Source organism: Saccharothrix sp. NRRL B-16348 (assembly GCF_001280085.1).
Taxonomy (GTDB): domain Bacteria; phylum Actinomycetota; class Actinomycetes; order Mycobacteriales; family Pseudonocardiaceae; genus Actinosynnema.
In genome coordinates this window covers 16,004-35,691 of the sequence record NZ_LGED01000215.1, presented here as the reverse complement: position 1 = coordinate 35,691, position 19,688 = coordinate 16,004, and the positions used below count along the sequence as shown (strand labels likewise).

General features: G+C 73.1%; 19 protein-coding genes. 5 read left to right on the top strand and 14 right to left on the bottom strand.

Annotated elements, in window-relative coordinates; all coding sequences use genetic code 11:
* Positions 1–304 precede the first annotated feature (304 nt).
* The 10 genes from ADK67_RS28810 to ADK67_RS28765 all read right to left on the bottom strand — a co-directional run bounded on the left by ADK67_RS28810 (position 305) and on the right by ADK67_RS28765 (position 10,988).
* Entirely contained in the window at positions 305–1,393 is a 1,089-nt protein-coding gene (locus tag ADK67_RS28810) for a glycosyltransferase (RefSeq protein ID WP_053719671.1), read from the bottom strand.
* The gene (locus ADK67_RS28805; protein ID WP_231648397.1) at positions 1,390–2,796 is read right to left on the bottom strand and encodes an oligosaccharide flippase family protein; all 1,407 of its coding nucleotides are present in this window, start codon (positions 2,794–2,796) and stop codon (positions 1,390–1,392) included. Before ADK67_RS28805 ends, ADK67_RS28810 begins: the two co-directional genes overlap by 4 nt.
* Positions 2,797–2,912: 116 nt before the next feature.
* Complete coding sequence (locus ADK67_RS28800; protein ID WP_197289661.1) at positions 2,913–4,175, bottom strand: glycosyltransferase 87 family protein; 1,263 nt, start codon at positions 4,173–4,175, stop codon at positions 2,913–2,915.
* Positions 4,169–5,092 carry a hypothetical protein gene (locus tag ADK67_RS28795; protein ID WP_231648396.1) on the bottom strand — a complete coding sequence of 308 codons (924 nt, stop codon included), beginning with the start codon at positions 5,090–5,092 and terminating at the stop codon, positions 4,169–4,171. Before ADK67_RS28795 ends, ADK67_RS28800 begins: the two co-directional genes overlap by 7 nt.
* Positions 5,089–6,144, bottom strand: coding sequence for a glycosyltransferase (locus ADK67_RS28790; protein WP_231648395.1), 1,056 nt, complete (start codon positions 6,142–6,144; stop codon positions 5,089–5,091). The genes ADK67_RS28795 and ADK67_RS28790 overlap by 4 nt, the downstream gene beginning before the upstream one ends.
* On the bottom strand, positions 6,134–7,525 hold the full coding sequence (locus ADK67_RS28785; RefSeq protein WP_231648394.1) for an O-antigen ligase family protein: 1,392 nt from the start codon (positions 7,523–7,525) through the stop codon (positions 6,134–6,136). The genes ADK67_RS28790 and ADK67_RS28785 overlap by 11 nt, the downstream gene beginning before the upstream one ends.
* Position 7,526: 1 nt before the next feature.
* On the bottom strand, positions 7,527–8,480 hold the full coding sequence (locus tag ADK67_RS28780) for a polysaccharide deacetylase family protein (protein WP_053719667.1): 954 nt from the start codon (positions 8,478–8,480) through the stop codon (positions 7,527–7,529).
* Positions 8,477–9,301: a hypothetical protein gene (locus tag ADK67_RS28775; RefSeq protein WP_053719666.1), complete on the bottom strand. Its 825-nt coding sequence runs from the start codon at positions 9,299–9,301 to the stop codon at positions 8,477–8,479. The genes ADK67_RS28780 and ADK67_RS28775 overlap by 4 nt, the downstream gene beginning before the upstream one ends.
* Positions 9,302–9,496: 195 nt before the next feature.
* Positions 9,497–10,450 (bottom strand): hypothetical protein, encoded by a 954-nt coding sequence (locus ADK67_RS28770; RefSeq protein WP_157620911.1) that lies wholly within the window; start codon positions 10,448–10,450, stop codon positions 9,497–9,499.
* Between the two features lie 10 nt (positions 10,451–10,460).
* Positions 10,461–10,988 (bottom strand): SigE family RNA polymerase sigma factor, encoded by a 528-nt coding sequence (locus ADK67_RS28765; protein ID WP_231648393.1) that lies wholly within the window; start codon positions 10,986–10,988, stop codon positions 10,461–10,463.
* A 102-nt stretch (positions 10,989–11,090) separates the two neighbouring features.
* Between ADK67_RS28765 and ADK67_RS28760 the strand changes: the two genes are divergently transcribed.
* Entirely contained in the window at positions 11,091–11,714 is a 624-nt protein-coding gene (locus tag ADK67_RS28760) for an SAM-dependent methyltransferase (protein ID WP_053719663.1), read from the top strand.
* Between the two features lie 19 nt (positions 11,715–11,733).
* Here ADK67_RS28760 and ADK67_RS54810 read toward each other — a convergent pair whose 3' ends face one another.
* The 3 genes from ADK67_RS54810 to ADK67_RS28750 form a co-directional block, all read right to left on the bottom strand.
* Positions 11,734–11,862, bottom strand: coding sequence for a hypothetical protein (locus ADK67_RS54810; RefSeq protein ID WP_269436037.1), 129 nt, complete (start codon positions 11,860–11,862; stop codon positions 11,734–11,736).
* A gap of 104 nt (positions 11,863–11,966) precedes the next feature.
* A complete protein-coding gene (locus ADK67_RS28755; RefSeq protein WP_053719662.1) occupies positions 11,967–12,839 on the bottom strand; it encodes an NAD-dependent protein deacetylase in 873 nt (290 codons plus the stop codon).
* Positions 12,840–12,907: 68 nt separating this feature from the next.
* Positions 12,908–14,275 carry a transcriptional regulator gene (locus ADK67_RS28750; protein ID WP_157620910.1) on the bottom strand — a complete coding sequence of 456 codons (1,368 nt, stop codon included), beginning with the start codon at positions 14,273–14,275 and terminating at the stop codon, positions 12,908–12,910.
* Positions 14,276–14,554: 279 nt separating this feature from the next.
* Between ADK67_RS28750 and ADK67_RS28745 the strand changes: the two genes are divergently transcribed.
* Positions 14,555–15,091, top strand: a complete 537-nt coding sequence (locus ADK67_RS28745) for a hypothetical protein (RefSeq protein WP_053719660.1) — start codon at positions 14,555–14,557, stop codon at positions 15,089–15,091.
* Complete coding sequence (locus ADK67_RS28740; protein ID WP_053719659.1) at positions 15,088–15,396, top strand: hypothetical protein; 309 nt, start codon at positions 15,088–15,090, stop codon at positions 15,394–15,396. The genes ADK67_RS28745 and ADK67_RS28740 overlap by 4 nt, the downstream gene beginning before the upstream one ends.
* 28 nt (positions 15,397–15,424) lie before the next feature.
* On the opposite strand, the gene ADK67_RS28735 is transcribed toward ADK67_RS28740, so the two are convergent.
* A complete protein-coding gene (locus ADK67_RS28735; protein WP_053719658.1) occupies positions 15,425–16,453 on the bottom strand; it encodes a LacI family DNA-binding transcriptional regulator in 1,029 nt (342 codons plus the stop codon).
* Between the two features lie 69 nt (positions 16,454–16,522).
* Between ADK67_RS28735 and ADK67_RS28730 the strand changes: the two genes are divergently transcribed.
* Positions 16,523–18,457 carry a glycoside hydrolase 5 family protein gene (locus ADK67_RS28730; RefSeq protein WP_053719673.1) on the top strand — a complete coding sequence of 645 codons (1,935 nt, stop codon included), beginning with the start codon at positions 16,523–16,525 and terminating at the stop codon, positions 18,455–18,457.
* A complete protein-coding gene (gene manD, locus ADK67_RS28725; RefSeq protein WP_053719657.1) occupies positions 18,454–19,683 on the top strand; it encodes a D-mannonate dehydratase ManD in 1,230 nt (409 codons plus the stop codon). Before ADK67_RS28730 ends, manD begins: the two co-directional genes overlap by 4 nt.
* Positions 19,684–19,688: the final 5 nt, after the last annotated feature.

The window sequence follows — 19,688 nt, the reverse complement described above, 5'->3', positions numbered from 1 at the left end:
AGCCGGGCAGGCTTGGCGGACGCTCTTCCCGCCAGGCCTGCCCGGCTTTGGCCTGCCTGGAGTGCCCGTAAGGGCCCCATGTCAAATCGAGCCGGACCCAACCACCGACCCGCACCTGAGCGTTGAACTCAGGCCACCTGAACGTAGGACTCGCGCACCGCGAACGTAGGACTCTCGCGCCCTCAACGTAGGACTCTCGTGTTCTGAACGTAGGACACGCCCGACCTCAACGTTCGACACGCGCGACCTGAGTGTTCGACACGCGCGACGCGAGGGTTCGACACGCGCGAGGTGAGGGTGGGGATCACCGTGCACCGACCAAAAGCTTGTCCACCAAGGTAGCGATCTGATCCGCCACCTGCCGCCGGTCGAACAGCAGCTCCACCCGCCGCCGCCCGTGCGCCCCCTCCAAATCCGCCGCCGAAGGATCGGCCAACCGCACCGCGACCGCCTCCGCCAACCCCTCGACATCACCGGCCGCCAACACCGCCCCCGCCTCCCCGACGCTCTGCCGCACCCCGCTGACGTCGAACGCCACCACGGACCGCCCACACGCCATCGCCTCCAACGGCACCAACGCCATCCCCTCGGCCCGCGACGGCAGCACCACCACGTCCGCGGCCGCGTAGAAGTCAGCCACCGCGTCGTCGTGCCCCCACCACCGCACGGACTCGTCGTCGCACGCCGCCCGCCACCGCTCGGCCATCGGCCCGTCCCCGACCAGCACGAGCCGGGCGTCGGGCACCTGCGCCCGCACCGCCGGCCACGCCGCGAGCAGCTGGTCCTGCCCCTTGTACGGCACCAACCGCCCGACGCACACCGCCGTCGGCACGTCCGGCAGCCCCAGCCGCCGCCGCGCCGCCGCCCGGTCGTCCGGCCGGAACCGCTCGACGTCCACCCCGTTGCACACGACCTCCGCCGGCCCCCGCACCCCGGCCGCCCGCCCGACGGCCAACTCGTCGTCGCTCACGCACACCAGCTGGTGCGTCCACCGCGCCCCGACCCGTTCCCAGATCCGCGCCGCCCACGCCACCACCCCACCGGCGCTCTGGAACGACCACATGTGCGGCTGGAACAACGTCGGCCGACGCCCGCGCACCAGCAGCCGCCCGACCAACCCGGCCTTCGAGCTGTGCAGGTGCACGACATCCGCCCCCAGCTCGCGCAGCACGCGCCGCAGCCGCACCACCTCACCCACCGTCCCGATCCCCGGATGCCGACGCGCACGCCACGCCCGCACCTCCACGCCGAGCCCGCGCGCGCGTTCGGCGAGCGGCCCCGGCGGGGACACCACGGTCACCGTCCACCCGAGGTCCCGCTGGGCGCGGGCCAGTTCCAGCACCACCGCCGCCACCCCCGCCGTGACGGGCTGGCTCACGTGCACGACCCTCATCGGCGCACCACCTCCCGGTTCGCCGCCACCACGACCACGACGCTCACCACCACCAGCACGACCCCTTCGCCCAACGCGGCCACCACGGAACCGGGCGGCCCGAACACGTCACCGACTCCGAACGCCACCGCCGCGCAGCACCCCGCCGCCGCGACCACCCCGGCGGCGCCACGTGCCAGCGCGGCCAACGGCGGGCCGATCCCCCGCCGCGCCAACGCCCACCACGTGCACGGCACCACCAGCCACGCCGCCGCGACCTGCACCAGCGCGACCGCCACCACGCCGTGCCGGGTGAACACCAGCAGCCCGCCGACCAGCAGCACGAGGTGGCTCACTTCCAGCGCCAGGTAGCGGCGGGCGTGCCCGGCGGCCTTGAGCACCTGGTACCACACGTGCAGCAGGCCGAGGCCCAGGCCGTACAGGCACAGCAGGGCCAACGGCACGGCCGCCTCCGCCCACCGCGCGCCGAACACCACGACCCGGTCGGCCAGCGCCGCCGTCACCGCGTACAGCCCACCGGTCACCACCAGCACGGCCGACGTCGCCCGTCCGACCACTTCGGACAGTTCCGCCCCGTCCCGGAGCAGCTTGGCGCACAACGGCAGCACGACGCCGCCGATCACCACCGCCACCAGGATGTACGGCACCCAGGCGATCCGGTAGGCCAACGAGTACACCCCGACCGCCTCCGGCCCGTGCACCCGCGCGATCGCCAGGTAGTCCACGTTGATCAGCAGCACGGCCACCAACGCGCCCGGCCCGACCAGCGCGATCCACCGCAACGCCTCACCGGCCGCCGCCGCGTCCCACACCGGCCGCACCCGCACCCCGACCACCACGCCGAGCACGGGTTGCGCCACCGCCGTGCACAGCAGCCCGACGACCAGCGAGTACGGCCCCGCCCCGGTCACCGCGAGCACGACCGTCACCGCCGCGCCGAGCACCGCGCCGCCCGCGTCGGGCACCATCCGGCGGCGGAAGTCCAGGTCGCGGTGCAGCAGCCCCAGCTGCACACCGGCCACGGCCGAGAACGGCAGGCTCACCGCCGCCAACCGCACCAGCGGCGCGACCGACGGCGCGTCCACCGCGTGCGCGATCCCGTCGGCCGCGAGCACCAGCGCTAACGCCAGCACCACTCCGACGCCCGCGCTGAGCACCAGCAACGTGCCCGCCATCCGGCGCGGGTCGCGGTCGGTCCGGCTGACCACGTCGTACACGCCCATCGACTGGACGACCTGACCGATGTTGACCAGCGCGACGGCCAGCGCGACCAGCCCCAGCCCTTCCTCGGTGAGGAACGCGGCCAGCACCAGCGTGACCGCCATCTGGCTGCCCTTGCTGACCAGGTTGACCCCGAACAACCACAGCGACCCCCGCACAGCGCGCCGACCAACCGGCGTCACGTCCGAACCGTCCCCACCAGCCGACGTCACGTCCGAAGCAGACCCACCAACCGGCGTCACGCCAGAACCAGACCCACCGACCGGTGTCACCTCCGGACCGTGCCCACCGACCGGTGTCACGACCGGACCGTGCCGACAGCCGAACAACGGCGGGTCGCCGCGAACACCGCCGCCAGCGCCCACGCCGCCACGACCGCCACACCGTCGACCGTCACGTCCACCCGCGCGTTCGACACCGCCCGGATCGCCACGCTGACGAAGTGCAGGTGCGCGAACGGCACCAGCAGCAGCACCGCCGACAGCCCGAGCCGCCAGTCCCGCTCGCACCCGCCCCGCCACCACACCACACCCACCGCCACCAGCGACGGCACCGCGATCAGCACGTCACCGGGCTGGTGCACCACGGCCGCCACCACCGCGAGGCACGTGAGCAGGTCCGCCGCCGCGGGCTGGCCCATCCGGTCCAGCCGCCGCACCAGCACCGCCGTCACCACCAGCACGGCCACCAGCGCGAACGGTTCCGCGCCGCCCGGCAGCCAGCCCGTGACGCGGTAGAACACGGCCGCGAGGTCGATCCGCTGCGCCGTCATCGAGTCCACCGCGCCGTACGCGGTCTCGCCGGCGTGCGCCAGGTTCGCCGCGATCACGTCCAGGAACGGCCCGACGCCCCCGCCGCGCACCACCAACGGCACCACCACGACCGTGCTCGCCACCGCCGCGACCGCCGTCCCGGTCAACGCCACCCGCTGCGACCCGCGCACGAACAGCAGCACCGCCAGGGGCAGGCCGAACTGCGGTTTGAGCCACGCCAGCGCCAACGCGACCGCCGCCCACCTCGGCGCGTCCCGCCTGGCCAGCAACGCGCCCGCCGCGCCCAGCGCGATCAGCGGGTTCACCTGGCCGACGTACAGCTGCGCCTTGCCGACCTGGCTGAGCACGAGCAGCGTCGCGACCACCGCCGTGCCCAGCGCCAACGGCACGTGCGGGCGCAACCGGCCGGCCGCCAGCACCGCCAGCGCGATCAGCAGCACCAGCGACGCCAGCGCGAACGCCACCGCGCCCACCCGGTAGCCCGGCAGCGCGAACGGCGCGTGCAGCAGCAGGTGGTAGGGCTGGTAGAGGTTGAAGTTCTGCCGCACCGGCCAGTGCTCCAGGACCGCCGCCGGGTGGTAGGGGTTGCCGCCCGCCAGGAACTCGCGGATCGGGAAGTACAGCGCGTCCCGGAAGTCCTGCATCCGCTCCTCGGGCCGGGTGGCCCACGTCGGGAGCGGCACCTGCCACGACGGCCGCAGCGCGCGCCACGCCGCCACCGCGCCGACCAACGCCACCAGCGCGGTGAGCACCCGCACCTTGTCCTTCGCCGCGACGGTCTTCAGCACGTCACCACCGCCAGCAGGGTCGACGTGGCGGGCAGCGCGCCGACCACGGTCGCCAGCTCGTCCTGCGGCCCGCCGTTGACGACGACCGCGATCACCGCGTCGCCGTCGGCGGGCTCGCCGGTCTTGTCCGGCAGTTCGCCGGCCAGGGCCTCGGCGCGGTCCGCCAGCTCCGGGACGACCGCCACGACGCGCGCGGGCCGGGCCGACGCCTCGCACAGCAGCGTCAGCCGTTGCGCCAGCTCGGGGTCGTCGTCGGGCAGCACGGCCACCGGGCGCCGCACACCGCCGGCGGCGAGCGCGGCGCGCACCTGGTCGCGGGGACGCGTCCGGCGCAGGTGGCCGACGGCGTGCGCGGCGAGACCCGCGAGGACGCCGGCGATCAGCGCCAGGCCGTAGGCCAGCGGCCGGTCCGGCGCGACCTGCGTCGTCTCGGGCCGGTCGAGCAGGCGCAGCCGGGCGGCGGGCGCGAACAGGTCGGCCTCCACCACGGTCTGCGCGATCCGCGTCGCGGCCTGCGCGGCGCGGTCGGCGGTGTCGGCGCGCACCGACAGCCGGGCCAGGCCGGAGGCGGGCACCAGCTCCACGGACACCCGGCCGGCCAGGTCGTCGATCGTGGTGCCCAGCTCCACGGCGGGACCGCGCAGCACGGACGGGCTGCGCGACACCTCGACCAGCGCGGGCAGCGACAGGGCGACGACCTCGCCGAAGCTCGCCTCGGGCGGCTGCTCGGGGTCGCCGACGGCCGGCACCGCGAGCACGCCGACGCGGCTCTCGTACTCCTTGCCCGCGACCTCGACGGCGACCACCACGGCGACCGCGACCAGGAGCGCGATCCCGAGGCTGAGCGCGAGCGGGCGCTTCAGCACCTCCGGGACGCGCAGGTCGCGCAGGCCCCGCACCACACCCAGCTCCATCATGACGCTCCGATCGCGGTGCGCAGCAGTTCGTCGTAGGACCGCATCAGCAGACGCGGGTCGTGCTCGCGCCGCACGGACGCGCGGCCCGCCTCGGCCAGTTCCGCCCGCGCTTGCGGGTCGAACAGCAACGACCGCAACGCCTCGGCCGTCGCACGGGGGTCGCGGCGCGGCACCACCACGCCACCGCCACCGGCCAACGCCTGCCGCACACCGTCCACATCGGTGGCCACCACGGGACGTCCGGCGGCCAGCGACTCCAGCACCGCGATCGGCATGCCCTCCCAGTCGCTGGTGAGCACGGTGACGTCGGCGGCGGCCAGCAGGTCGGGCACGTCGCAGCGGTTGCCCAGGAAGCGGACCCGGTCCGCGATGCCCAGTTCGGCGGCACGCAGCCGCAGCACGTCCCGGAGGCTGCCGTCGCCGGCCAGCCACAGCACCGCGTCGCCGTGCAGCTCCGCCCACGCCTCCAGCAGCACGTCGTGCCGCTTCTGCGGTTCCAGCCGGGCCGGGCACAGCGCGACCGGTACGTCCCGGGCGACGCCGTGCACCGCGCGGACCGCGCTCCGGTCCACCCGTTCGGGTTGCGGGAACACCGCGTTCGGGATCACCACGGGGTCGGGCACGCCCGCGGCGCGCAGTCGGTCGGCGGTGGCGTCGGCGACCGCGACGACCGTGCGCGAGGTGCGCTTGAGGATGCGGGCCGCGCCGGTGTAGTCGGCCTCCTCGACGCCGTGGAACACGGTGAGCAGCGGCAGCCTGCCCGGCAGCACGGCCAGGCGCGCGACCAGGCTGGCCGACACGTTGTGCGCGAGCACGACCTGCGGTCGGAAGCTGCGGATCGCGGCCTTGGTGGCCGTGGTGGCGCGCAGGACGCCGGTCGCCTTGCGCCGGGCCACGGGCACGGTGAACGTCGGCACGCCGCACGCGCGCAACGCCTCGGCCCGGTGCCCGCCGCCGCTGGCCACGGCCGACTGCCAGCCGAACTGCGCGCCAGACCTGGCCATCCCGGCGACGAGCGCTTCGGCGCCGCCGGTACCCATCTCACTGATCACGTGGAGCACACGCAACGTCGCTCGCTCTCCTCAGACGCAGGTCGGCCGCGGCCACGACCGCGACCAGCGACCACAACGGCAGGTAGTACTGCTGGGACAGGAAGGTGGAGGCGACCACCACCGCGATCAGGGACGCCTGGACGGCGACGACCGGCAGCGGGTCGGTCGTGGTGCGGCGCACGCGTTCGCTGGTGACCGCGGTGAGCGCGAGGAGCGCGACGAACAGCGCGAAGCCGGGCACGCCGAGTTCGGCGGCGACCTCCAGGTACATGTTGTGCGCCACCGGGGTCTGCTCGTCGATCTCGGCGTTGTTCGAGGCGGCGGGGTAGCCCTCGCGAAACCCGCCCGGTCCGACGCCGAGGGCGGGGTGCTCGGCGACCATGCGCGCGGCGGCCTGCCAGCGCAGCTCGCGCGTGTCCACATTGGTCTCGGCGACGTGCGTCTTCTCCCGCACCGCCCGGTCCAGCTCGGGTCCGGCGAACAGGACGGCGGCCACGCCGAGCACGGCCAGCGCCGCCACGCCACCCGCCAACGCCTTCAACGGCACCGCGCGGCGGACCAGCAGCCACGCCACGGCGGCCGTGAGGGCGAGCGCCCCACCTCGGGAGAACGTCGCCGCCGCACCCACGGCGAGCACGACGGCCGCCGCTGCGGGCAGCACGACGGCCTTCGTCACCCCGCCTGCCGTCGCACCGGGCAGCACCGCGGTCGGCCCGCCGGGCATGGCGGCGGACCGGCCACCGTGGCGCAGCGCGACCAGCAGCGGCAGCGCGGCGACCAGGAAGTAGGCCAGGTCGTTCGGGTCCTCCAACGGCCCGGCGGCCCGCGTCTGCCCCTCGGCGACCATGCCGAGCAGCGCGCCGACCGCCGCCACCACCGCTCCCGCCACCGTCGCGGCGAGCACCGCCCGGATCGACACCTCGCGCGCGGCCACGTCGATCAGGACCACCGTGACCACCAGGAAGGGCAGCCAGCGCAACGCGTAGTCCGCGGTGTACGCGCCGCCCGCGTGCACCGCCGACGACGCCAGCAGCACGACGGCGAGCGCCGCGAGGACCACGTGCGCCGGGTGCGGCTCGGGCGCGCGGCGCTCCCGCACCCGCAGGACGGCCCAGGCGAGCACCAGCAGCGCGGACGGCGCCTTGGCCAGGTGGCCGTGCGCCTGCAGGAGGTAGCCCTCCAGCGGTGCCACGAACACCGTCGCGCACGCCAGGACCCGCACCAGCCACGTCATCCGCCCCACCACGCCCGCCGCGTCACCCGCCACCGCCACGTCGTCGTTCCGCCACCGCGCCCGCCACGCCATCCGCCACCGCCACGCCGCCCGCCACCGCCACGCCGCCCGCGCCCGCCACGTCACCCGCCCCACCGCACCGGCCACGTCATCCGCCGCACCGCGCCAGCAGCCCGGTGTCGTGCTCGCGCAGGCCCGCGTCGAGCCGGTCGACGTGCGCGCCGGTGCCGATCACCTCGAAGTGGTGCTCGCGCAGCGCGCCGAGCACCCAGCCGAGGAACTCGACCTTCCGCGCGCCGGGCACCGCCATGCCGGGGAAGAACTCCATGCCGGGCGCCTCGGCCGCGCCGAGCACGTCCGTGGGGTGCAGCAGCAGCGACGGCTGCACGCCGCGTGCCCGGCACAGGCGCAACGCGGTGGTGAAGTAGCCGCGGGCCAGGCGTGGCGAGACCTGGTGCAGTTGCAGCAGGTAGGAGCCGTGGATCGGGACGCGCAGCAGCGGCATCGTGGTGACCGGCAGCTCGACCAGGCCCGCGCCGACGCGCCAGCGGTAGGCGGCGTTGGGCGCGCGCACGCGGGAGAAGCCGCCGAACAAGTCGCGTTCGCCGCCGGTCGGCGCGGTGCGGTTGTGGTAGGCGCGGGCGAGCGGGCCGATCCAGGTGGGCAGGGTGCTGGCGTCGTAGCGGTAGCCGCGTTCGGCGAGCAGTTCCAGCAGGTCGCGGGTGACGCTGTAGCCGGGGCCGCGGAAGCCGGTCGGCCGTGGCGCGCCCGCCGCGACGATGGCCGCCTCGGTGCGGGCGAGTTCGGCTTCGAGCCGGTCGCGGGTGTAGCGGTGCAGCCAGGGTTCGTGGCCGTAGGAGTGGTTGCCGATCTCGTGCCCGGCGGCGGTGATGTCGGCGACGGCCCGCGCTCCGTCGTCGCGTTCGGCGTCCGCGCCGACGACGAAGACGGTCGTGGTGAGCCCGTGCGCGCCGAAGACTTCGAGCAGGCGCGGCACGGCGGTGGGCAGGAAGCTGGGGCGGCGTTCCCACGCCGGGTCGCCGTGGGTCTTGAGGTACGCCCAGAGGTTGTCGAGGTCGAGGGAGACGCTGGCGGTGTTCACCGGGCCACCTCCGCGGCGGCCTTCGTGAAGCGGTCGGCGTAGCCGAGCAGGAGCACGCCGGACACGACGAGCGCGACGCCGAGCGCCACCCACCACTCGCGGCCGGGCGTGATCCGGTCGCCCAGGGCGGCGATGCCGATGATCGACGTGAGCACGACGGTGGTCGCGTCCATGGTGGCGACGGTCGAGGTGGCCGAGCCGCGGCGCAGGGACAGCGCCAGGTAGGACTGGCCGACGAGCGCGGCGACGATCATCAACCACGCCAGCGGGTACAGCGGGAGGCTGAGGAACGGTTCGTCGGCCAGCGTGCGGCTGGTCATCGCGACCACCGCGAACGCCAGCCCGGCGGACGCGGCCAGCGGCACGACGCGGCCGACCCGGCGCTGGACCAGGACGAGCCCGACCAGGGGCAGTCCGAACAGGACGATGCCGAGGCCCTGGGGCACGTCGTGCGCGGCCGACGGCGTGGCCGCCGCGACGAGCAGCACCAGGCCGGCCGCCATCACCACGAGCACCACGACCTCGATCGCGCGGACCCGCCAGCCGAGCACGGCGATGCCGAAGAGGGTGGCCAGGCCGACCGCGCACGACGAGCCGGCCTGGACGAGGTAGAGCGGCAGGTCGGCGCGGGCCAGGAACGCCAGCGCGAACCCGCCCACCTGGCCGGCGAAGCCGAGCAGGTAGAGCCGGTCGCGGGCGAGCCTGGCGAGCAGGCCGAGCCCGCCGCCGCCTTCGTCGGCACGCCGGGAGGCGATCGACTGGGCGACGATGCCCAGCGCGTACAGCACCGCGGACGCCGTGAGTGCGAGGTAACCGGTCACGCGACCCTTCCCGTCGGGATATCGGCTCGTGGAGACAGCCGGCGCGCGGACGCGGTCGGTGTGATCCCGATATCGGAAGGGCAGCGTAGAACCCGAAAAACCTCGACTCGTTCGAGCGATAGGTGACTACACGATCGAGTTAACTTGCCGACTACACAACGATTTCCGCGCGGGGCGGTGTGAGCGGCGGGCAGGTCACCTGGCGTCGCCGAGCGCGAGGCCGATCCGGGTCAGCTGCTCCTCGGTCAGCGGCAGCGTCTCGCGGCCCGCGCCCGTGCGGTTGAAGGACGCGTCCTCCTCCCGGAACTCGAAGTCGGGACTGCCGTAGTTCACGACGCTGATCGCGTAGGTGGCGCCGGTCGGCGTGTAGACGCGCAGCACCCGGGCCAGCGACTGGAACGGCTCGCTCGCCTGGACCGGGTAGAACTGGAGCACCGTCCCGTCCGAGCGGACCAGCCGGCGCGGCGGGGCGCAATTGCCCTCCGCGAACGCCTCGTCGTCGGCCGCCGCGACCGGGTCGAGGGTGGTGCGGCCCGCTTTCAGGTCGACGCTGCCGGTGCCGTGCTCGTCGGTGACGTCGAGCCACTGGACGTGCCCGTCCACCGAGTCGGGGTGCTTGTCCTTGTTGGCCGGGATGACGCGGGTGTTCAGCTCGCTCACCGTCGCGGGCGACGCGACTTGCGCCACGGCGCGGACCCACGCGTCGAGCACGGATTCGGGCGGGCGCGGCGAGTTCCACGTGGTGGACTGGCTGCCGGCGCCCGGGTCGCACAGCGGGATCGACAGGATCTCGCGGCCGGCGGGCGGTGGCGCGGTCCACGCCGGGGTGAACGTGCCGTACGGGGTGCGCGCCGGTTGGGCCACCGTCGTCCACTCCGGACCGACGGTCGCCGGCGACGTCGTCACCACGCCGCCGTCACCGGCGGGTGGCGTGTCCCGCGGCGCGGCCAGGTCGCCCAGCGCGGCCGTGCCGAAGCCGACCACGCCGACGACCGCCAGCACACCCGCGGACGCGCCCACGCGGCGCACCAGCAGCCGGCGACGGCCGCGCTTGAGCACCTCCACGAGGTCGGTGCGCACGGCGGGGGCCGGGCCGTCCACCTCGGACTTCAGCCGGCCGCTCAACTCCTGCTCGTTCTCCCACATCACGCACTCTCCGTCAGGCTGTTTCCGGGGTGGCCGCGCCGCGATACGCCTCGCGGAGCGTCTGCAGGCCGCGGGCGGCCTGGCTCTTCACCGTGCCCGCCGAGCAGCCCAGCGCCTCCGCCACCTGCTCGATCGACAGGTCGTGCACGTACCGCAGCACCAGCACGGCCCGCTGCCGGGGCGGGACGTGCCGCAACGCGGCCAGCAGCGGCTGCCGCTCGTCGCTGGAGGTGTCCGCGTCGACGGCCGACTCCGGCGGCGCCGCCACGCTCTGCTCGCGGCCCCTGCCCCGGCGTCGCGTGTCGAGGAAGAGCCTGGTCACGACGGTGCGCAGGTAGGCTTCGGCGCTCTCCCGCCGCACCTTGGGCCAGTGGGCGTACATGCGGACGAACGCGCCTTGCGCGATCTCCTCCGCCTCGACCCAGTCGCCGCACAGCGCGTACGCCGTGCGGCGGGCCTGGTCGAACCGGCTCGCGAAGAACCGGGAGAACTCGTCGTCGCGCCCCAACCCGTCGCCCTCCCCCGATGTCCCTGCGGTCACCACAAGTACGCACTCGCGCCTCGGAGGGTTGCACCGGCCGGCGAGTTGCCGGATCGGCAACTTTCTTTGCCGATCGTCCGGTGTTGTCCGCACCATCGGGGCATGGACGCAACTGAGGAGTACTGGGAGACGTTCTACCGCGACCGCGACCAGGTGTGGACCGGCAAGGCCAACGAGCTGCTGGTGCGCGAGGTCGCCCACCTGACCCCGGGCAGCGCGCTGGACCTGGGCTGCGGCGAGGGCGGCGACGCGTTGTGGCTGGCCGAGCAGGGCTGGCGGGTGACGGCGGTCGACGTGTCCACCGTCGCCCTGGCCAGAGGCGCGGCGCGGGCCACCGAGCTGGGCCTGGCCGCACGCGTCGACTGGCAGCGGCACGACCTGGCGCGCTCGTTCCCGACCGGGGTGTTCGACCTGGTCTCGGCGCAGTTCCTGCACTCGTCGGTGGCCGTGGAGGGCGAGCGGGAGGGCATCCTGGCGCGGGCGGCCGAGGCGGTGGCGCCCGGCGGGAGGCTGCTGGTCGTGGGGCACGCGGGCTGGCCGACGTGGCTCCAGCACAACCCGCCGGTGGACTACCGCTTCCCGACGAACGCCGACGTGCTGGCCTCGCTGCGGCTGGGCCCGGAGTGGGTCGTGGAGGTGGACGAGTCGGTCGAGCGGGAGATCACCAGCCCCGAGGGCGAGCCCGGCACGCGTGCGGACGTCGTGCTGCGGCTCAGGCGGGGCTGACGACGGACGAGCGGCGACGTCAGGTGACGGCGCCGCGCTCGGCCGGCGCGGGCAGGCCCAGCCGGTCGCGGGTGTCCTCGTCGAACTCGTCGAGGAAGTCGTGCAGGGCGTCGGCGACGTGGTCCAGCGAGCGCGCCGAGTTCAGCACCGGCTGGTATCCGGCTGCGACGTAAGGCGTGACCCGGCCGTTCCGCCGGCACGCGGCCGACGCACACCCCACCCCGCCGGGTGACATCGGGGCCGCCGCGAGCGCTAGAGGCGGTCGAGCAGGGACGTCAGGGCTTGGCCGAGGGGCAGGTCCACGCGCACGGTCGCGTGGACGTCGCCCCTGGTCTCGCCCTTGTTGACGATGAGGACCGGCTTGCCGGCGGTGGCGGCGCGCCGGACGAACCGCAGGCCGGACATGACGGTCAGCGAGGAGCCGAGGACGAGCAGCGCGTCGGCTTCGTCCACCAGGCGGTAGCACCGCTCGACGCGCTCTCGGGGCACGTTCTCGCCGAAGAACACCACGTCCGGCTTCAGCACGCCGCCCGCGCAGCCGGCGCAGTCGACCAGCCGGAACGACCGCACCTCGTGCTCGGCCAGGTCCACGTCGCCGTCCGGGTTGATCCGGGTGGCGGTGGCCTCGAAGGAGGGGTTGGCGGCGCGGAACCGGCGGTCGAGGTCCTCGCGGGCGCTCACCGCCCGGCAGTCCAGGCAGACCACGCGGTCCAGGCTGCCGTGCAGTTCGACCACGTCGGGCGTGCCGGCGGCCTGGTGCAGGCCGTCGACGTTCTGCGTGATGACGCCGGTCAGGTGGCCGCGGGCGTGCAGCTCGGCCACGGCGTGGTGGCCGGTGTTGGGCGCGGCGCGGGCGATGGTCCGCCAGCCGAGGTGGCTGCGCGCCCAGTACCGCCGCCTGCCCTCGGCGCTGCCGACGAACTCGTCGTAGGTCATCGGGGTGTGCTTGCGCAGGCTGCCCGCCGCGCCCCGGTAGTCGGGGATGCCGGACTCGGTCGACAGGCCGGCTCCGCTGAGCACCACCACCCGCCCGTCGGCGACCACGCGCACGACCTCGTCCAGGCTGGTGGTGCGGGGCAACGGCGCACCGGTCGGCGTCCAGCTCAGCGTCGGCCGTGTGCGCATGCCGTCCACTTTACGTGGATATTTCCCGGTGTCCGTCGGCTCGGATGTCCTCGGACCGCTGGTCAGCGTCAGGCCGCCGACCTCAGTACTTGGACGTCGTGGCCGAGTTGGCGGATGTCCCTGTTGTTCCGGTGACGCTGTGCCTCGACCTCGAGAGGTTCCAAGGCGTGGAGCAGTCTGGTGGACTTGATCTCGCGAACGGCGTCGAGCGCCTGGTTGCCGATCCGGACGCCGGTGGCGAGGTCTCCGTCGGCAAGGGTGCACGTGGCCAGCCAGGCGAGGTTGAAGGCACGTTGGCGGCCGTGGCCGGAGGGCATGTCGGCCAACGTCCGGCTGAGGCGGGAAATCGCCTCTTCACGATGCCGTGGGTCGCCCAGACCGAGTTGGCTGTGGACACGCGCCGCAGCGGTGTCGAGCGCGATCTGGTCGAAGAACCGGGTGAACTCAGGGTGCTGGTCGTCCAGGTTGGCGTGGGCGAACTCGTCCTCGGCGCGACGCAGGGCGGTGACGGCTTGGCGGCCATCACCCTGATGGGCGTAGGCGACGGCTTCGTTGGCCAGCAGGAACGCGACGGCCAAGGAGGATCGTGAATCTTGTGCGGCGATCTGGCCGAGTTGGAAGAACTTGAGCGCCTCTCGGGGGTCACCGTTGTCCAGCGGCACGCGCCCGAGGTGGAACAGCACGATCGCGCTGTGCGCGGGGTTGCCGGCCTCCTGGGTGTCGCGGACGGCCTGACCAAGGTAGCGGCGTGCCTCTCCGGCCAGGCCCAGGTCGTGGGCGGTCCAGCCGGCCAACGTCTTGATCTCGGCGACGGCGGACAGCAGGCGGGGCCGGACCTCATCGGAGTAGGTCGAGTTCAGCAGCGACTCCGCCCACTGGACGTGGGCCAGGATGGCGTCGCGGCAGGAGCCGCCGCCATGGGCCAGGTCATAGGCGCGCAGCGCGGAGGTCAGGGTGCGCAGTTGCGCGACTTCGGTGTCGCCAACGCGCTCGGGGATCGGGGGGTGGCCGGGAGCCACCGCGATCAGGTCCAGTTCGGTGGGTGTGAGCGCCGCACCCATGACGATCTTGCTGATCAGTCCGAGGAAGCCGCGACGTTCCATGTCGTCGTCCTTCGTGCCGTGCGGACGGGGAGAGGATGCCAAGCGTCGGGTAGCAGTATCCGTGAACGCCAGTCCCATGTGACCGCGTGGCACGCGCAGCCCATCGGCGATGCGCGCGAGCAGGTCGTACGCCTGGACCTGACGTCCTTGGACGATCTCGGAGACCTCGGCCTGGTTCTGCCCGGTCATCGCCGCGATCCGGCGCTGGGACACCCCCACGGTGCCCAGCAGCCGGTAGACCCGGCCGATGTCGTGCCGGGCCAGCGCCGCCCGCATCTGGGGGTTGTCCCAGACCAGCGGGTCGATCGGTCGATCGCCAGGTAGGACGTTCACGGTGCCTCCGTCTGTGCTCCATCGCCACCGTAGCGAGCATCCGCGCCCGACCCTGGACCGTGATCGGTCAAACCGATCGGCCGCGCCGATCGGTACGGCCACGGGTGATGCCGAACGGTTCGACGTCCTGCGACCCCCGGCACTCCCGGCACAGTCGACGAATCGCTGCTTGACGAAGGCGCGCTCCCGAGCAATGCGCTCCGCGTCCGCAGACGTTTCAGTCGACCGAAAGGCAAGGCAATGCCTACCCGCTCGCCGAACACCCCACCACCCACGACCTTGCAGGCCGCCCTTGATTACGCGGGGTTGGGCTTGCCCGTCCTGCCTGGAGCGATCTGGCACGGCGGACATTTCGCCGACCCGGTTGACGGGCTCCCCGTGACGAGTCCCTGCCTGCGCCCCATTGAGGAAGCGACCACCGACGAAGCCCTGATTCGCGAGTGGTGGTCGGCTCCCGGCCTGCGTGAACCCAACGTGTTCGGCGTGACAGGCTCCGAGCTGGGTGCGTTCGCGGTGGCCGAGTCGCTGGTCATGACCCTGGCCGACGATCCCCGGTTCGCGGCCCGGCCGACTCCCGTGTTGGCTTTTCCGCACATGCCCATCGCCTACTTCCTCGTCCGGCCGCCTGTGCCGTCGGTGCTGCTGAGCAGCGAAGCACGGGTAGTGGATGAGGGAGTGCCGATGCCCCTGCCACCCAGCGCGCTCGACACCACGTCGGTGAGCTGGTTGGTCACGCCTCGACAAGCGGGCAACGTCCTGATGCCCGCCGACGTGTTGGCCGACCTCATCCACAGCTTCGAGAGGAAGAGCGCGTGAACCGGTCCGGGATCGAACGCGGCACGGACGTGCGTCCGGTCTTCGCGGCCCTGCTGCACGAAGTGGCCCACGAGGACGCACCACGGCTGTTCGCCATCATCGAGGAGTACGGCGAACAGGAAGACGCACGCGTCGCGGGCTACGGTCTGGCCTACGGCGATCACGTCGACGTCAACTCGGTCGAAGGCGACTTCCGGCTGAGCTCGCAGAGCCCTGAGAGCGCGTTGTCGCTGTTCGAGGTCAGCACCGGGGACGAGGAGGTGAAGCGGCTCCACCTCGTGTGGCTGGACCGGCCACCCGACTGACCTCTCACCATTCGGCTGGTCAACGCGATCAGCCGGGCGCCGGACCCGTGGACTCGCGGACCACCAGTTCGGGTGGGCGGACGGCGGTCGGCGCGTCCGCGACTTCCCCGAGGGATGCGAGCAGCACGCGGGCCGCCGCACGGCCCAGGCCCACCAGGTCCTGGCGCACGGTGGTGAGCTGCGGGTAGACGAGTTCGCCGAGCGGCAGGTCGTCGTGGCCGATCACGGACAGCTCGCCGGGCACGTCCACGCCGAGCCGGCGAGCCGCGCTCATCCCGGCCACGGCCATGGAGTCGTTGGCGAACAGCACGGCGGTCGGGCGGCGGCGGTCCGCCAGCAACTTCCCGATGGCGTCGACCGCGCCGGCGGCGGTGAAGTCGGACACGATCGTGTGGCTGGGGGCGAGGTCGTGCGCGGCCAACGCGTCCTCGAACACGCGTCGGCGGTAGAGCGTGTGCACGCGGTCTTCAGGGCCGGAGACGTAGGCGACGCGCCGGTGCCCGTGCCCGACGAGGTGCTCGACGGCCGCGCGCACGCCGCTGTCCAACCCGGTGGCCTGCACCGACGGCACCGGGTCCGCGCGCCACGGCGTGCCGATCAGCACGGTGTTCACGCCGAGGGTCCGCAGCAGCTCGAACCGGGTGTCGCCGATCCGGCTCTCGGTGAGCACGACGCCGTCGACCCGGCGTTCGTCGGCCAGCCTGCGGTAGGCGGCCTCCTCCGCGCTCGGCTCCTCGCCGACGATGTGCAGCAGCAGGCCGTACCCGAGCGGGGACAGCTCGCCCTCGATGCCGGAGATCAGCAGGGTGAAGTGCGGGTCGGCGCTGAGCAGGTCCGGCGAGCGCTTGGCGACCATGCCGATGGCGCGCGTCTTCGCCGACCGCAGGGCCACGGCGGCGGCGGACGGCGTCCACCGGAGCTTGCTCGCGGCGGTCAGGACGCGGTCGCGGGTGGGCGCGGAGATGCCGCCCTTGCCGTTGACGACCTTCGACACGGCCGCCACCGACACCCCGGCGAGGGCGGCGACGTCGGCGATCGTCGGCTTGCGGCTTGCCACCCGGTGAACGTTACACCGCTCGACCTTGGTGCCTCGACATACGTCAAGTTAAACGATATACCTGTGGCCATGCAGCGCAACTCCGCCAAGCTCACCGGCCCCGACGTCTGGGTGGGGGTCAACTACTGGTCGCGGACCGGCGGCCCGCTGATGTGGCGCCACTACGACCCGTCGGTGGTGGACGGGGAACTGCGGGTGATGCGCGACCACGGGATCACCCTGACCCGCAGCTTCTTCTACTGGCCGGACTTCATGCCGACCGAGGACACGCTGGACGGCGAGCTGCTGGCCAGGTACGACGACTTCCTCGAACGGCACCGGGCGTTGGACATGCGGACGATCCCGACGTTCGTCGTCGGGCACATGTCGGGGCAGAACTGGGACCCGGCGTGGCGCGGCGGCCGGGACGTCTTCACCGACGAGTCGTTCCTCGACCGGCAGCGCTGGTACGTCCGCGAGCTGACCGGCCGGTGGAAGGACCACCCGGCGGTGGCGGGGTGGCTGCTGAGCAACGAGATCCCGATCTACGCCGACTGGCGGTCGCGGGGCATCGGCACGCTGGACGCGGACGCGGTGACGGCGTGGGCGGCGGCGTTGATCGGCGAGATCCGCGCGGCGGGCGCGACGCAGCCGGTGTCGGTCGGTGACGGCGCGTGGGGCGTGGAGGTCACCGGGCTGGACAACGGCTTCCGGGTGCGCGACCTGGCGCCGTTGATCGACTTCCACGGGCCGCACGTGTACCGGATGGAGGACGACCAGTTGCGGCTGCACCTCGGTGCGGCGTTCGTCTGCGAGCTGCTCGACATCGGCGGCAAGCCCGTGGTGATGGAGGAGTTCGGTGTGACGTCCGACTACGTGTCGGAGGAGCACGCCGCGCACTACTACCGGCAGGTGCTGCACACGACGTTGCTGGCGGGCGCGACCGGCTGGATACCGTGGAACAACACCGACTACGACGACCTGGCCGACCAGGACCCGTACCGGCACCACCCGTTCGAGATGCACTTCGGGCTGACCGATGCCGGTGGGCGACCGAAACGTCAGCTGATCGAAGTACGTGAGTTCACGGAAGTGTTGCGGCGCACGGACTTCGCGCGGTTGCGGCGGCCGGACACCTCGATCGCCTTGCTGGTGTCGTCGTTCCTGGAGGCGCGGTACCCGTTCACGCAGCCCGAGGACGCCACGAGCGTGGCGAACAACTCGCGGCAGGCCTACATCGCGGCACGGGAGGCGGACCTGCAGGTGGGCGTGGCGCGCGAGCTGGACGGCGTGCCGGACGACTGCGCGTTGTACCTGGCGCCGTCGGTCAAGCAGCTCACCGCGCCGACGTGGCGGACGTTGGTGGAGCGCGCTTCGGCGGGTGCGGTGGTGTACGCGTCGTACTTCGTCGGCGAGCACCGGACGCAGCGCGGACCGTGGTGGCCCAAGCTGGACGAGACGTTCGGCGTGGTGAAGCAGCTCCGGTACGGGTTGGTCGACCCGATCGAGGACGACGCGCTGCGGATGGTGTTCCAGCGGGACTTCGGCGGCATCGACGCCGGTGAGGAACTGGTGTTCCGGGTCGGCGGCACGGCCGAGTCGCGCGCGTTCCTGCCGGTGGTGCCGAACGGGGCGGAGGTGCTCGCGGTGGACGGGCACGGACGGCCCGCGCTGCTGCGGCACCGGGTCGGCGACGGGTGGATGGTGCTGTGCACGTACCCGTTGGAGCACATGGCCGCGATGACGCCTCGGGTGAACCCGGAGCCGACGTGGCGGCTGTACGCGGCGCTGGCCGCTTTCGCCGGTGTGCCGCCGACGGTGCGGGTGGACGACCCGCTGGTGATGACGGGGTTGATGGAGCACTCCGTCGACGGGCGGGTGTTCGCGTGGTTCGTGAGCCAGCACGCGTCACCGGTCGTGGTCCGGCCGGTGGTGGACGGTTCGCTGGTGGGGTTGGACGGCTCGCCGTTGGACGCGGTGGAGCTGGGTGCTTTCGGCGTCGTGGTGGCGGAGGTTCGATCGTGAAGATCGCGGCGGTGGACGTCGTGGTGACCTGTCCGGGGCGGAACTTCGTCACGCTGCGGATCACCACCGAGGATGGGATCACCGGTCTGGGTGACGCCACGCTGAACGGGCGTGAGCTGGCGGTGGAGGCGTACCTGCGGGAGCACGTCGTGCCGCTGCTCGTCGGGCGGGACGCGTCGGCCATCGAGGACACCTGGCAGTACCTGTACCGGGGCGCGTACTGGCGGCGCGGTCCGGTGACGATGGCCGCGATCGCCGCCGTCGACACGGCTTTGTGGGACATCAAGGCGCGTGCGGCGGGGATGCCGCTGTACCAGTTGCTCGGCGGGGCGTGCCGGGTCGGCGCGCTGGCGTACGGGCACGCGTCGGGGCGTGACCTGCCGGAGCTGTTCGACTCGATCCGGGCGCACTTGGAGCTGGGGTTCCGGGCGATCCGGGTGCAGACCGGCATTCCCGGACTCGACACGGTGTACGGGGTGGCGGCGTCGGCGGCCGGTGGCGGCGACCGGTACGACTACGAGCCCGCGCGGCCGACCGCGTTGCCGGTGGAGGAGAGCTGGGACACCCGGGCCTACCTGCGGCACGTGCCCTCGGTGTTCGAGGCGGTGCGGTCGGAGTTCGGGCCGTCGTTGCCGTTGCTGCACGACGGCCACCACCGGATGACCCCGATCGAGGCAGCGCGGCTGGGGAAGGCGTTGGAGCCGTACGACCTGTTCTGGCTGGAGGACGCCACACCCGGCGAGGACCAGGCGGCGTTGCGGCTGATCCGGCAGCACACCACCACACCGTTGGCGATCGGCGAGGTGTTCAACTCGATCCACGACTACACGACGTTGCTGAGCGAGCGGCTGATCGACTACGTCCGTTCGGCGGTCACCCACACGGGCGGGGTGACGGCGTTGAAGAAGGTGCTGGACTTCGCCGCGGTGTACGGGGTCAAGTCGGGGATGCACGGGCCGACGGACATCTCGCCGGTCGGCATGGCCGCCGCGCTGCACCTGGACCTGGCCGTGCACAACTTCGGCATCCAGGAGTACATGCGGCACTCGGCGGAGACGTTGGCGGTGTTCCGGACGTCTTACACGTTCGCGGACGGCCTGCTGCACCCGTCCGACGCGCCGGGGTTGGGCGTGGAACTGGATGTGGACGCCGCCGACCACTTCCCCTACCGTGCCGCGTACCTGCCGGTGAACCGACTGGCGGACGGCACCCTGCACGACTGGTGAGGTCG

Excerpts from the sequence above, each read along its gene's own strand:
- ADK67_RS28760 (WP_053719663.1), top strand. The coding sequence starts at position 11,091 with ATGGACGCAACTGAGGAGTACTGGGAGACGTTCTACCGCGACCGCGAC.
- ADK67_RS28795 (WP_231648396.1), bottom strand. The coding sequence starts at position 5,092 with ATGATGGAGCTGGGTGTGGTGCGGGGCCTGCGCGACCTGCGCGTCCCG.
- ADK67_RS28755 (WP_053719662.1), bottom strand. The coding sequence starts at position 12,839 with ATGCGCACACGGCCGACGCTGAGCTGGACGCCGACCGGTGCGCCGTTG.
- ADK67_RS28730 (WP_053719673.1), top strand. The coding sequence starts at position 16,523 with ATGCAGCGCAACTCCGCCAAGCTCACCGGCCCCGACGTCTGGGTGGGG.
- ADK67_RS28810 (WP_053719671.1), bottom strand. The coding sequence starts at position 1,393 with ATGAGGGTCGTGCACGTGAGCCAGCCCGTCACGGCGGGGGTGGCGGCG.